This is a genomic window from Enterococcus sp. DIV0436a (genome assembly GCF_051711605.1).
Taxonomy (GTDB): Bacteria; Bacillota; Bacilli; order Lactobacillales; family Enterococcaceae; genus Enterococcus_B; species Enterococcus_B faecium.
In genome coordinates this window covers 1,584,638-1,597,106 of the sequence record NZ_JBIONA010000001.1, presented here as the reverse complement: position 1 = coordinate 1,597,106, position 12,469 = coordinate 1,584,638, and the positions used below count along the sequence as shown (strand labels likewise).

Sequence of the window (12,469 nt, the reverse complement as noted above, 5' to 3'; positions counted from 1 at the left end):
AAATCGACGTATTGTTAATGCGAGTGAGGCTATTCGTAAGTTTGGATTTCTATATTAGATAATGATCGTCAATGAGAGGGAACGGAATAAAAATAAAAGACGGATTTTACGATAGTAGTCATGGTATTGATGGTTAAATACTAGATATGCCGATAAAGTACCCTAATTAATTCGGATTGAAAGGATGATGAAATGCGATAGACAGCAACGGTTGAAAAATAGTAAGAACAATTAGGAAGAGTTGAAATTCACATCCTTGTTTTTACTATTTCCGTTGCTGTCTATCAATTTATAAACATCAAAGTTATGTTTACTTAAAATATATCAATTGCTTATTGTCAAAGATAAATATAATACGCATCAGCTTCCGAAGTAACAGAATTTACCTTATGGAGTCCTTCTAATTTGATGTGGAGTTCATTGGCAACTTCTTCAATATATTTGTTAAATATCCTATTTTCTAATTTTAAATAATTAGCAATCTCTATAGAAATAACTTTTTTACGTTCTTTTCCTATAAACTGAATATTAAAATTCCTTATAACGTTGTTTCTATCACTTTCATTAGGAAAGCTACTTCTCATTGATACATATTCTTTTATAGATGCAAGAGTGCTTTTTATCATTTGAAATTCATCCATAACTTCACCTTCTCTAATTATTTTAATTTTAATTTAATTATACATGATACTTCTGTTTCTAGCCATTTTTTTGCTGAAGAGAAGATTGAGGTCATTATGCAGGAGAAGAATGAAGAGGCAGCTAATTAGTCAAATGAAAAATTTGATAAAACAAATCAAACACAGACTACAATAAATGTCGTTTTTGCAGTGTGATCGTGTAAGATTTGTAAAATAATAAAGCTAAGATAAGCACAGCGGCTTCTAGTAAGGCGTATTATGAATTGATCCACAACAAGATAAATCAGAATTTTATTTAAATGAGTAAAAAAAGAGAAAATAAGGCACTTAAAGTCTAGCGACTACCGTTAGGGGAAAAGATAAACAGATTCTTTTCATATTTTTTAGTTACATAGACATTCAGAAAAAAAGACAATCAACTAGTGATTGTCTTTTAGAAAATTTCCAATTATTTTTGTGATATTACTAGAAAATGAGACAAGAGCAAGACCTAAAATATTTATGAAAAAATTGAAATATAAAAAAATAGCATTAAGTATAACAAGAATCATTCCGGTGTATAAAAATATATTAGCATTAAGTTTGTTGATAAGCGTCATTTTTCTTCCTCCTATCACTTTTAGATAAGAGTATCTTATAGTCAATACCTTAATAATAAGTCGACAGAAACAAGAATTAAGGAGAAACAGTTGAGAGTATAAAATATTTTGTGTAAATGAAAAAATCCATACAAAAAAGGAAGTCCCTTCTGTAGAATAAAGTTAACGACAACCAATTCACAGAAAAGAGGACTTCCCTATGAATGATTTTACTACAGAAATTGTGCAAACTCTAGTCACTAAAGGCGATTTAAATGAATTATTCCGTTCGCACTTAGAAAAAGCGATAAACACACTCCTACGGACTGAATTAACGGCTTTTTTAGATTACGAAAAATATGATCGCACTGGTTTTAATTCAGGTAATTCGAGAAACGGTTCTTACTTTCGATCAATCAAAACCGAATATGGTGAATTAACATTGGAAATACCTAGAGATCGTAATGGTGAGTTTAAACAACAAACTTTACCAGCCTACAAAAGAACAAACGATACATTGGAAACCACTATTATCCATTTATTCGAAAAAGGTGTTACGATGTCTGAAATTGCTGATTTGATCGAAAAAATGTACGGTCATCACTATACTCCACAAACCATGTCCAACATGACTAAAGTTCTGACTGAAGAAGTAAATGCCTTTAAATCCAGAGCCTTAAATGATAAGTATGTCGCTATTTTTATGGACGCTACTTACATTCCACTAAAACGTCAAACTGTATCCAAAGAAGCGATTTATATTGCCATTGGTATACGAGAAGACGGCACTAAAGAAGTACTGAGTTATGCGATTGCTCCAACTGAATCAACATACGTTTGGAATGAGCTGCTACAGGATATTAACTCCAGAGGAGTTCAAGAAGTCTTGCTTTTTATTACGGACGGCTTAAAAGGCATGAAAGATACTATCCATCAAATTTATCCTAAAGCAAAATATCAGCATTGTTGTATCCATGTATCTCGTAATATCGCTCATAAAGTACGTGTCAAAGACCGAAAAGAAATCTGTGATGACTTTAAGGCTGTTTATCAAGCTAACTCAAAAGAAGAAGCGAATACCTTCTTATCCGGCATGATTGAGAAATGGAAGAAAAACTATCCTAAAGTGACGCAGTCACTCATAGAAAACCAAGACTTATTAACTTTTTATGATTTTCCACCTAGCATTCGTAGAACCATTTACTCAACCAATCTAATCGAGTCTTTCAATAAGCAAATTAAAAGATACAGCCGTAGAAAAGAGCAGTTTCAAAATGAAGAATCACTAGAACGCTTTCTAGTCAGCATTTTTGATACATACAATCAAAAATTTCTAAACAGAAGCCATAAAGGTTTTCAACAGGTAACCGATACATTAGTTTCAATGTTTACTGAGTAACTAATTATTTTGCAGGAGGACAATTTATTTACACAAAATTATTGACGCTCCCAAACAGTTGGATGTCGATTGATAGTACTAGTATAAAGACAAAAACAACAAGTGAGAAAATTTATAGTTATAAAAGCAGAAAAATTAATAATTCTTATAAAGATATCGCAAAACAACGATAAAAAGAATAAGAGATAAAAACAACCCTACTACGTAAAAATTTAATGCTGAAAGCGATTGATAAAATGTATGTTTTATTATTTTTATTATAAAAAACGCAGATGGTAAAAAAGAAAGCACTAATATAATCGCTTTTCTAGAACGTTTAGTGAAGTAAAAGAAAGAGATGACACCAATACAGACTGGAATCCAAAATAAAAGCATACTAAATGTGACCACAGTATCATCTCCCATATAGTCTTATATCAATTAGGATAATAGCATTTTATCAACTAATAGCCAACTAATAACCAAATAATAAGAAGAATAGTTTCGAATGAATCACAGATACCTCAAATTAACAAAATTAAGAAAACACGAACTAACTGCAGCGAAAGCAAAATTAAAAAAAAGAATACGGAGTTTCTGAAGAAAAAACATATAAAGTTGCGAAAAATTGTATTGCTAATATAACCACACTACAAACATTTTGTTTAACAGAATTAGGCAGAAGTCGCCCATCCTCTATAGGTGGGTGATGAATGCCGTTCGGTATGAGGGTTACCGTTGGTAACTCGAAGACCGACAACTAAGGCGTATTGCCTTTTTATTTTGTCCCATGTTACAATCAGTCTATACAAGAAATGAGTTGATATAACATGGAATTAGATACAAATAATCATTCAGTATTTCTTCTTTATTACCACCTTGTTTTAGTAACGAAATATCGTAGACAAGTGATTGATGATGAAATATCTGATTATGCCAAAACTACTTTTGAAAGAATTTCAGAATCGTATCACATTACTTTAGTGGAGTGGAATCATGATAAAGACCACGTTCATATTATGTTCAAAGCTCAACCTAAAACAGAATTGACAAAATTCATCAATGCCTATAAAAGTGCCAGCTCAAGATTGATAAAACGTGACTTTCCAAGAGTCAAACAATTTCTTTGGAAAGAAATGTTCTGGTCTAAAAGCTTTTGTCTTCTGACAACTGGTGGCGCACCAATTGATGTGATTAAGAAGTATATCCAAAATCAAGGAAACAATCATAAATAGAAAGTAGGTGAACTTTATGGAACAACTAAAAGCATACAAATTCAGAATCTATCCAACAGAGGAACAAGAAATCTTCTTTGCCAAATCTTTTGGTTGTGTCCGTAAGGTCTACAATCTAATGCTTGATGACCGAAAAAAGGCGTATGAAGAAGTTAAAAATGATTCTTCTAAAAAAATGACTTTTCCGACACCAGCTAAATACAAGAAAGAATTTCCGTTTTTGAAAGAAATTGATAGCCTTGCTTTAGCCAATGCCCAACTTAATTTAGATAAAGCATACAAGAATTTTTTTCGGGATAAATCCGTTGGATTTCCACGTTTCAAAAGTAAGAAAAATCCTGTTCAGAGTTATACAACGAATAATCAAAATGGTACAATTGCTTTGATTGATAGTAAATTCATCAAAGTTCCTAAATTGAAGTCATTAGTAAGAATTAAGCTTCATAGACAACCAAAGGGATTATCAAATCTGCTACAATATCACGTCATTCTAGCGGTAAATACTATATTTCTTTGTTGTGTAAAGAAGAAATTATCGAATTACCTAAAACTAATTCCACAATTGGTATTGACTTAGGTATTATGGACTTTGCGATTCTTTCTGATGGACAAAAAATTGATAATAATAAATTCACGTCCAAAATGGAAAAGAAACTAAAGCGTGAACAACGCAAATTGTCTAGGCGTGCTTTATTGGCTAAAAATAAAGGTACCAATCTATTTGAAGCTAAAAATTATCAAAAACAAAAACGCAAAGTAGCTAGATTGCATGAAAAAGTAATGAATCAACGTACTGATTTTCTGAATAAGTTGAGTACAGAAATGATCAAAAATCACGATATTATCTGTATTGAAGACTTAAACACAAAAGGTATGTTGCGAAATCATAAATTAGCTAAAAGTATTTCTGATGTTTCTTGGTCAAAGTTTGTGACTAAATTACAATACAAGGCTGACTGGTATGGACGAAAAATCATCAAAGTAGATAAATGGTTTCCGTCTAGTCAGATTTGTTCAGAGTGCGGACATAAAGATGGCAAGAAATCTCTTGAAATTCGAGAATGGACTTGTCCTGTTTGTCATACTCATCATGATCGTGATATCAATGCTAGTATCAATATTCTGACCGAAGGTCTAAGACTACATTCTATGGGATTGGCTTAGATCCAATCATCAAGAACCGTAGGAACTACGGGGATAGCTTGGTAAATAAGAGACACCGCTGTTAGTAAAGAAATACGCTATCAAGTATGCTCTATTCCCAAGAAGCTCCCACTTCAAGCGTTAAGAACCGTCAGGTTTAGCTAAGTGGTGAGTAGTTCACAAACGGAAGTAGTTAACGAAGAACAAAAAGAAACTAGATATTACTCGATTAATTGATAGAGAGATCATTCATTGAAGGTCTTTCTCGTTGGTTAATCAATTATTGTGATTTTCTGAAATTTCACATCTTTTTATTTATATTTAAGCCGTATATCGAGTGATTATCCTTGTGTTAGCATTACATCCGTGTTATAGTAAATAAGTAATCTAATTTGAAACGTAATCTGAGCGATATATTCACACTATAAAAACTCCTTTTACCAAGTAATATTAATTGCAATAAAACACGTATTATATACGTATCAGGAGGAAATATATATGAATAACGGTACAGTAAAATGGTTTAACTCAGATAAAGGTTTTGGTTTCATCACTGGTGAAGATGGAAATGACGTATTCGCTCATTTTTCAGCAATCCAAGGAGAAGGCTTTAAGTCTTTAGATGAAGGCCAAGCAGTTACTTATGATATTGAAGAAGGACAACGTGGTCCTCAAGCAGTAAATATCGTAAAATAATGTTGAACGTTAACCGCCTCATATGAGGTGGTTTTTTTGTTTATGTCGGTAGAAAAAATTCCTCACCGTAATATTAGGTGAGGGATTTTTTCGTTCATTAATTAGTTTTAACATTATTTTTTGCTTCAGTTTGGCTATTTTCTGACAGCCAGTTTTTACCTGCTTTATCTGAAATTGTCGAATCGTAAAGAAGCTACTTTTTTGAGCAAAGGAATTTACATATTTTATTAAAAATGGTTTAATGGTTTAAACTGATAAACGAAAGAGGTAGATCACAATGAATGGACACGATCGCTTAAAAACAGAACTAGAATCATTAAGTGATTTTTTAGCAGCTTTAGGTGACAGAAAAAGACAATTGATTTTGATTAGATTATTAAATGAAAAAAGCTGTCATGGTTTGCAAGTAGGAGAACTAACTGACGATACAGGTTTATCAAGACCAGCAGTATCGCACCACTTGAAAATTTTAAAAGACGCCGATTTATTAGAGGTCAGAGAAGAGGGAACTAAAAATTTTTACTATTTAAAACACGAAAATAAAAATATATATAAACTAAGAGATTTTTTGTCTGACGTAATAGATGAAATAGAGGAGCTAAAAAACAGTGAAGAAAATTCTGATAGTTGAAACAAATGTCAATCAATACAAAGGAACAAATAAAGCTACTGGGCTTTGGCTAGGAGAAACAGTAGAATTTTTAGCAGAAATCTATAAATATCAATTTGAAGCTGATTTTGTCAGTCCGTTAGGTGGTTATGTACCGATTGACCCTAGAAGTATGAAAAATCTAGATCCTGATGTTATGGACATTTATTCTAATGAAACATTTATTGAAAAAGGTTTGAGGAATACGTTGTCTCCTGCAAACGTAAAGAGTGAAGATTATATTGCTATTTACTTTACCGGAGGACATGGTGTCATGTGGGATTTTCCAGAAAATAACGCATTACAAAAAATAGCGAGTGATATTTATGAATCAAATGGCTATGTATTATCTGTGTGCCACGGTATAGCAGGTTTATTGAATATCAGACTTGCTAATAATGACTATTTAATAGCAAATAAAAAATTGACTGGTTTTACTAAAACGGAGGAATTATTGGCGATGAAAAGCAAAGTAGTTCCTTTTGATAATGAAGAGATGACTGTAAGGAGAAAAGGATATTTTATCAAGAAGCGTTTCTTTAAGAGTCATGTGGTAAAGGATGGTCATCTGATTACTGGACAAAACCCGTATTCAACAAGAGAACTAGCACGAACATTCATCAAGGAGGTTATCTAAATGCAAACAGTTATTGGCAGTAATGGCCAAATTGGATACGAATTAGCAAAAGAACTCAATCAAACGTACGGGAAACAGTTGCGCTTAGTTAGTCGAAATCCGAAATCAATCAACGATACAGACGAACTAATCTCAGCGGATATTTTAGATCGTGAGGCAACTATTCGTGCTGTAGCAGGAAGTGAGATTGTTTATTTTGCTGCAGGATTACCGATGGACTCCGAACAGTGGAAAACAAAATTTGAAATCATGTTAGAAAATGTCATACAGGCTTGTAAAGAAACAAAGGCGAAATTAGTTTTTTTCGATAACACTTATATGTACGAAAAAAATGACACGGAACAATTTGAGGATAGCAAATTTATTTATGATGGTATCAAATCCACTGTTCGAGCTAAAATGGCAGACCGGCTAGTGACTGAAATGGAGAATCCTGACATCGATGTGATGATTTGTCGCGCTCCTGAATTTTATGGACCTAATAAGACGCAAAGTATTACAAACAGTTTATTGTTTAACCGAGTGAAAAATGATAAGACTGCTTTGTTGCCAATTTCTGATCAAACATTAAGGACCTTAATATGGACACCTGATGCTAGTAAAGCCATGGCGCTTTTAGCAAATCAGCCTGACACTTATAACCAAACCTGGCATCTACCTTGTGATGTAAGTCGAACATATGAAGAGATGATAAAGTTGATGGAAGAAAAATTGCACAAACCGGTAAAATATAAAGTGATCAAACAATGGATGTTTGATCTTGGCTCTATATTCAATAAAAATATGCAAGAGCTAAAAGAGTTATTACCTAGATATCATTATGACAACAAGTTTAATTCTGATAAATTTAAAAAGAAATTTCCAGATTTTGAAATAACAACATTCTCAAATGCATTAGACGATTTATTCAAGTTAGAAAAGTAATATTACTCGAGAGAAAAAACGATAGTTGACTTTCCATATTTAATGGATGTCAACTATCGTTTTTTACGTTTTATCTCATGCTTAGAATAACAATTGCCAAGTAAAGCCAAACTTGTCAGTCACCCAGCAAACTTCCTTATACTTCTCATAGTTTTTTTCATGCATCATTACAGTTCCGCTATCTTTTAATATATTAAACGCCTGATCGAATTCTGCCTGATCATCTACTTCAATCAAAATGGTAGATGCTCAGGTGGAGGCAGGTGCAGGGAAATCTTTTGACATATCCAAAAATCCAATTACTTGATTGCCTAATTTAAGTTCGCCTTCAAGTATAAGATCCGGTTCCTCTTTACTGGTATCTCCATACCGATTCAACTTAGTGATTTCGGAGTTAGGAAAAGCTTTGTGATACCAATTGATTGCTTCTTCTGCTTGACCATTATACGTCAAAAACGGCAATATTTGCTTCATCTTTTTCCCTCCAGATTCCTTTTTGTGAGATCGATTGCAAAGCGATTGTAATATGGAATGGGTAAAAAAGACTAAGGAAAGGAACTAAATCGAAATGGTGAATTCTCCTGCATAAGTTTCATGGGATTCTTTAAGAGTTTATGACAAGTTTTTCTTTCATTAATAATCAGTCTAGTATTTATATAAAAACGCGGATAGCAAATATAATAGGGCAATATGTGCCGGATAAAAGATATAGAAGAAATATTTCATTCCTTTTCCTTTTTGTCCGTTATATAACAATATCGGGATGACTGAAAAGATCATTATCCACTGGGTCGTACCCAAGAAGAAGTATATGCCGGCAACGATTGAGATAATAATACATTGAATGCTACGGTGATTTCTTGCTAAATAAAGTAAAGGAATCAAAAGAACCATAAAATTATTTTCTGCTAAAAGCAGTGCAGGTAAAAATGACGTAATCAGCATAAAAACAATTTTATTTTGAACGATTACTGGACTGGAAAATAACAAGGGAATAAATAGTGAGAGTAAGATTGGTAAAATGAACAAGAAAATACTTGTAAGAATCTTTTTCCAACTTCCAGTATTTTTTCCATCAGTGAAAAGATCAATTGCATACATCATGACCGTACCAATAAACAAATCTCTAAAAATATTATTTATCAATACCACTTCATCATAATGAACGATATTACCAAGAAAATAAGTGAAGAAAGCCATAAGAACCATTGAGAAATAAAGTCGCTTCATATATTTCTTTTTATCATGTGTATGTGAGAAGCCTACAACGCTTATAAAAAAGAACAAAGTAGCAACTGGCCTACCAAACCAATCCAGCCAATCGGGAGCACCAAACGGATAAAACATTTGATGAATGTGATCGATAAACATCAACGTAATCCCTAAAATTTTTAGATCAAAGGTAGAAAATCCTTTTTTCAAGCTAACAGTATTCAAATTTTTCCCTCCTAATTAAATAAATGAAACAAGTGACAGTTGTATTATTAATAAAGTTGAGCAAGAATCACAATCGAAAAAGCTAACACTTTTGTCATATGATTTTCTATAATAATTAACGAGATGGAGAAATCATCTTTGAAATATTAGTGAATGGGAGATAAAATAGAGCGTAACTATAATTAAATTATGTAAACCTACAAACTGCAAGTAATTTCTATGCCAATGTATCACGACACTAGAAGTACTCCAATTTGTCTAAACGTTTATCTATAATAAAAAAGTGCGAAATGCCGCACTCTTTATTTAGTTTTTATGCAAAAAATCAAGTTATAAGATAAAGTAGGTGGGATTTTGTTACTATGAATAACATAATAAGAAAGTAAAGTGGATTGATTTGAGATCTTTTTATACTTCAAAAAAGATAACACCCAACTTTCAAAAATATGTTTTGGAAGTTGGGACAAACGAGTTAATACATTTTAATACATTATTTTTTATTCAAAAAAAATAGCACAATGGCAAAGATCATAAGAGAGATCATAAGCCCCAATGAATGACTAAAAAGAAAAGCAGAATCACATGCCATATCATCCCATATTTCTTCAAGAAAATAAATAAGCGGGAAAAAGGGAAGGAATAGTAGAACATCGATCCAGCACCATTTTTTTCTTCTTTTGAAATAACATAAAACAATAAACATGAACGTGCAGGGAAGTAAAAACAAAGCTTTACTCATAACTAACAAAATACCAGCTCCTTTTATTTTTTTCTCCCCCACATTCAAAGAGTAACAATGGTATGTACTTAATAATAGAAAAATGGATCAACTTGTATGAATAACAGCTGAAAAGATCTGCACCAAATAAAAAACTTCCAGCCAAAACTGACTGGAAGTTTATTTTTTTCTGAAATATTCTAACACAAATATGAAAAAGATGGCCGAAGCTAATAAGCCGATTTCGTAGCAAAACAATGAGATACCAGAGTCGTAATAATAAAATCCTCTAATCTTATGGATAAAATAGATCATCGGACAAGCAGATAAGAGTAAGTATTTGTTAGGCCTTTTGAATAAGTAAAAGAAAGCACTGGTCATTATGATAAATGGTATCCAAAACAAAAGTTTACTTAAGACAATCAAATGATCAACTCCCATATTTTTTACCAAGAGAGATCATAACATCTTTATCGTAAAAACAAAATATTTTTTTGCTCATTTTGAAAATTTAAACATACTCGTTCTTATCCAAATATATAAAAATCGCCCCTCATTCATCGAGAGGCGATAAGTTCTAATTTAACTCAATTTTTTTTGTTTCTTTTGGCTGATGAGCTGTTTTAGGTAATACCAATTTCAGCACACCGTTTTTAAAGGTTCCAGTGATTTTTTCTTCATCAACATTAGGAAGATAGAATGAACGTTTGTAAGAGACCGAATGTCTTTCTTTCCGTACATAGTTGCCATCTTCTTTATCTTCTGTATGGGACTCATGATTGGCGGAGATCGTCAAAGTATTATCTGAATATTCAACTGTCGTGTCTTCTTTGTCACAGCCAGGCATATCAGCAGTTAGTTTGTATTCTTTTTCATTTTCGACTAAATCTACTTTTGGATAACTTGAAACACCTAAAAAATCATTGAATGCTGGACTAAACACATCATTGAAATCAGGGAACATGTCGCGAATGCTAGGTACATTTGCCATTTTTGATCATCCTTTCAATAAGTATTTTTTATTTATCCCTATTTACGTAATAACTCTATTTTGAAAAAAATGCAAGTATAATGGTTAGCTTTGTGAATATTTCATCTAATACGATACAAAGGCTATCTTTCTAATTTGAAAAAGGGATCATTAAAATAATAAGAAGAAAATATGTCAAAAGATAAAAAAGTAAATTCTTCTATCCAAATATAGAAAAATTGAATCTAGAAAACCGCCCGACAATAAATTTTATTAACTCAGTTGACCGAAAATGAAGTAGATACCAAAAATTTATCAAGAGAGCAAGTAGAGAAGTGAGTATATTCATAAGAGAAATAGCTGTAACGAATTATTAGGTTAATGCAAATGCTTATTTATACTCCGTATAACTTTCTCAGAAAAAATGATACCAATAATGACTTGCTAGTACTGTAAATCCGTATAATATCATCTAATCAAAATGGTGTTCCATTTGCATCTGTCATCGTAATCGATCCTTCGGGTGACACTCGATAAAAACCAACGCTTCCAGATCCTCCTTGGGAACGGATTTGTTTGCTGGAAGCTGTGAACAAATAATCTCGATCAATTTTTTGATAAAAGCTAATAACAATATCGTCACTTTGTAATTCGGAACGGTGGGCAATAAGAAATAGAAGTGCTTTGTCAGAGTTTTCTAATGGAAGAGAAGGTACAGTGCTTTCTTGCATTTCAGATGTTGAAGAAATGCTAGACGACTGAATACTTGATTGGCTATGTTGCGAATCTACATTACCAGTAGAAGTATTAGCAATGGAAGTAGTAGAAGTACTTTTAGTTGAACCAACCTCAGTTGTTGAAATGGCTGCTGAAGATTCTTTAACAGAATTCTTTGTTTTATATCCACAGGCAGAAAAAAGTATTACAGTTCCCAACAAGCCTGCGTAAATCCCTTTATGCATGATAGCTCCTCCTAAAATAGATTATCTTTATTCAGTATATCACTTAAACAAAGAAAAGCAGATGGTTTAAAATGAAAAAACCTTCCCAATAAAGGGAAGGTTCATGAAGATAATAACTTTTTTAATAATTATAGCTTTCTAATATCTTTCATCAACTTTTCTAGTAATCATTGGGAAAAATTTCAAGCAGTAGATCGCACAAATACCTACGACGATATAAATGATCTTCGCAAAAATAGTTGTTGAACCACCAGCAATCATAGCTACTAAATCAAGTTCGAACAAGCCTACCAACAGCCAGTTCAACCCTCCCACAATCAATAAAGTTAATGCAATAGCATCTAAAGTTTTCATTAGAATTCTCCTTCCTTAAATGATAAAACAATTATATATCAAAAAGAGAAACATTGCTTATATAACGCTCAGGAATTTTAGCAATCTATGCAAAAAGATGAAAATTTTTTTTGCTCTTCCATTAGTACACATTTTTTAGCTGAAGCT

General features: G+C 32.2%; 15 protein-coding genes and 2 pseudogenes. 7 read left to right on the top strand and 10 right to left on the bottom strand.

What is annotated here, in order from left to right:
• Positions 1 to 338: 338 nt before the first annotated feature.
• Together IGL15_RS07825 and IGL15_RS07820 are read right to left on the bottom strand one after the other, a co-directional pair.
• On the bottom strand, positions 339 to 641 hold the full coding sequence (locus IGL15_RS07825; protein ID WP_002324900.1) for a hypothetical protein: 303 nt from the start codon (positions 639 to 641) through the stop codon (positions 339 to 341).
• Positions 642 to 1,060: 419 nt separating this feature from the next.
• On the bottom strand, positions 1,061 to 1,240 hold the full coding sequence (locus IGL15_RS07820; protein ID WP_104765631.1) for a hypothetical protein: 180 nt from the start codon (positions 1,238 to 1,240) through the stop codon (positions 1,061 to 1,063).
• Between the two features lie 199 nt (positions 1,241 to 1,439).
• On the opposite strand from IGL15_RS07820, the gene IGL15_RS07815 reads away from it, so the two are divergent.
• Positions 1,440 to 2,618: an IS256-like element ISEf1 family transposase gene (locus IGL15_RS07815; RefSeq protein ID WP_000997695.1), complete on the top strand. Its 1,179-nt coding sequence runs from the start codon at positions 1,440 to 1,442 to the stop codon at positions 2,616 to 2,618.
• A gap of 135 nt (positions 2,619 to 2,753) precedes the next feature.
• On the opposite strand, the gene IGL15_RS07810 is transcribed toward IGL15_RS07815, so the two are convergent.
• Positions 2,754 to 3,008 carry a hypothetical protein gene (locus IGL15_RS07810; protein ID WP_002298667.1) on the bottom strand — a complete coding sequence of 85 codons (255 nt, stop codon included), beginning with the start codon at positions 3,006 to 3,008 and terminating at the stop codon, positions 2,754 to 2,756.
• 419 nt (positions 3,009 to 3,427) lie between these two features.
• Between IGL15_RS07810 and tnpA the strand changes: the two genes are divergently transcribed.
• From tnpA to IGL15_RS07780, 6 genes and pseudogenes are all read left to right on the top strand, one after another.
• Positions 3,428 to 3,832: an IS200/IS605-like element ISEfa4 family transposase gene (gene tnpA, locus IGL15_RS07805; RefSeq protein ID WP_002287522.1), complete on the top strand. Its 405-nt coding sequence runs from the start codon at positions 3,428 to 3,430 to the stop codon at positions 3,830 to 3,832.
• Positions 3,833 to 3,848: 16 nt separating this feature from the next.
• A pseudogene (tnpB, locus tag IGL15_RS07800) lies at positions 3,849 to 4,996 on the top strand (IS200/IS605 family element RNA-guided endonuclease TnpB).
• A 477-nt stretch (positions 4,997 to 5,473) separates the two neighbouring features.
• Entirely contained in the window at positions 5,474 to 5,671 is a 198-nt protein-coding gene (locus tag IGL15_RS07795; RefSeq protein ID WP_002293041.1) for a cold-shock protein, read from the top strand.
• 277 nt (positions 5,672 to 5,948) lie between these two features.
• On the top strand, positions 5,949 to 6,302 hold the full coding sequence (locus IGL15_RS07790; protein WP_002324895.1) for an ArsR/SmtB family transcription factor: 354 nt from the start codon (positions 5,949 to 5,951) through the stop codon (positions 6,300 to 6,302).
• Complete coding sequence (locus tag IGL15_RS07785; protein WP_058140381.1) at positions 6,280 to 6,957, top strand: type 1 glutamine amidotransferase domain-containing protein; 678 nt, start codon at positions 6,280 to 6,282, stop codon at positions 6,955 to 6,957. The genes IGL15_RS07790 and IGL15_RS07785 overlap by 23 nt, the downstream gene beginning before the upstream one ends.
• Complete coding sequence (locus tag IGL15_RS07780) at positions 6,958 to 7,881, top strand: NAD-dependent epimerase/dehydratase family protein (protein WP_002331713.1); 924 nt, start codon at positions 6,958 to 6,960, stop codon at positions 7,879 to 7,881. It abuts the gene before it with no gap.
• Between the two features lie 81 nt (positions 7,882 to 7,962).
• On the opposite strand, the pseudogene IGL15_RS07775 reads toward IGL15_RS07780, so the two are convergent.
• The 7 genes and pseudogenes from IGL15_RS07775 to IGL15_RS07745 form a co-directional block, all read right to left on the bottom strand.
• A pseudogene (locus IGL15_RS07775) lies at positions 7,963 to 8,355 on the bottom strand (VOC family protein).
• A gap of 171 nt (positions 8,356 to 8,526) precedes the next feature.
• Complete coding sequence (locus tag IGL15_RS07770; protein ID WP_104765632.1) at positions 8,527 to 9,318, bottom strand: TraX family protein; 792 nt, start codon at positions 9,316 to 9,318, stop codon at positions 8,527 to 8,529.
• A gap of 490 nt (positions 9,319 to 9,808) precedes the next feature.
• Positions 9,809 to 10,099 carry a hypothetical protein gene (locus IGL15_RS07765; protein ID WP_025480068.1) on the bottom strand — a complete coding sequence of 97 codons (291 nt, stop codon included), beginning with the start codon at positions 10,097 to 10,099 and terminating at the stop codon, positions 9,809 to 9,811.
• Between the two features lie 117 nt (positions 10,100 to 10,216).
• Positions 10,217 to 10,477 carry a hypothetical protein gene (locus IGL15_RS07760; protein ID WP_002322258.1) on the bottom strand — a complete coding sequence of 87 codons (261 nt, stop codon included), beginning with the start codon at positions 10,475 to 10,477 and terminating at the stop codon, positions 10,217 to 10,219.
• A 136-nt stretch (positions 10,478 to 10,613) separates the two neighbouring features.
• Entirely contained in the window at positions 10,614 to 11,027 is a 414-nt protein-coding gene (locus IGL15_RS07755) for an Hsp20/alpha crystallin family protein (protein WP_002299276.1), read from the bottom strand.
• A gap of 455 nt (positions 11,028 to 11,482) precedes the next feature.
• Entirely contained in the window at positions 11,483 to 11,968 is a 486-nt protein-coding gene (locus IGL15_RS07750) for a hypothetical protein (RefSeq protein WP_104765633.1), read from the bottom strand.
• Between the two features lie 138 nt (positions 11,969 to 12,106).
• Complete coding sequence (locus IGL15_RS07745; protein ID WP_002289418.1) at positions 12,107 to 12,322, bottom strand: DUF378 domain-containing protein; 216 nt, start codon at positions 12,320 to 12,322, stop codon at positions 12,107 to 12,109.
• Positions 12,323 to 12,469: the final 147 nt, after the last annotated feature.

Bases quoted from the DNA above. Each gene is read 5' to 3' on its own strand.
- IGL15_RS07755 (WP_002299276.1), bottom strand. From the start codon at position 11,027: ATGGCAAATGTACCTAGCATTCGCGACATGTTCCCTGATTTCAATGAT.
- IGL15_RS07815 (WP_000997695.1), top strand. From the start codon at position 1,440: ATGAATGATTTTACTACAGAAATTGTGCAAACTCTAGTCACTAAAGGC.
- IGL15_RS07745 (WP_002289418.1), bottom strand. From the start codon at position 12,322: ATGAAAACTTTAGATGCTATTGCATTAACTTTATTGATTGTGGGAGGG.
- tnpA (WP_002287522.1), top strand. From the start codon at position 3,428: ATGGAATTAGATACAAATAATCATTCAGTATTTCTTCTTTATTACCAC.
- IGL15_RS07780 (WP_002331713.1), top strand. From the start codon at position 6,958: ATGCAAACAGTTATTGGCAGTAATGGCCAAATTGGATACGAATTAGCA.
- IGL15_RS07795 (WP_002293041.1), top strand. From the start codon at position 5,474: ATGAATAACGGTACAGTAAAATGGTTTAACTCAGATAAAGGTTTTGGT.
- IGL15_RS07820 (WP_104765631.1), bottom strand. From the start codon at position 1,240: ATGACGCTTATCAACAAACTTAATGCTAATATATTTTTATACACCGGA.
- IGL15_RS07750 (WP_104765633.1), bottom strand. From the start codon at position 11,968: ATGCATAAAGGGATTTACGCAGGCTTGTTGGGAACTGTAATACTTTTT.
- IGL15_RS07825 (WP_002324900.1), bottom strand. From the start codon at position 641: ATGGATGAATTTCAAATGATAAAAAGCACTCTTGCATCTATAAAAGAA.
- IGL15_RS07790 (WP_002324895.1), top strand. From the start codon at position 5,949: ATGAATGGACACGATCGCTTAAAAACAGAACTAGAATCATTAAGTGAT.
- IGL15_RS07760 (WP_002322258.1), bottom strand. From the start codon at position 10,477: ATGGGAGTTGATCATTTGATTGTCTTAAGTAAACTTTTGTTTTGGATA.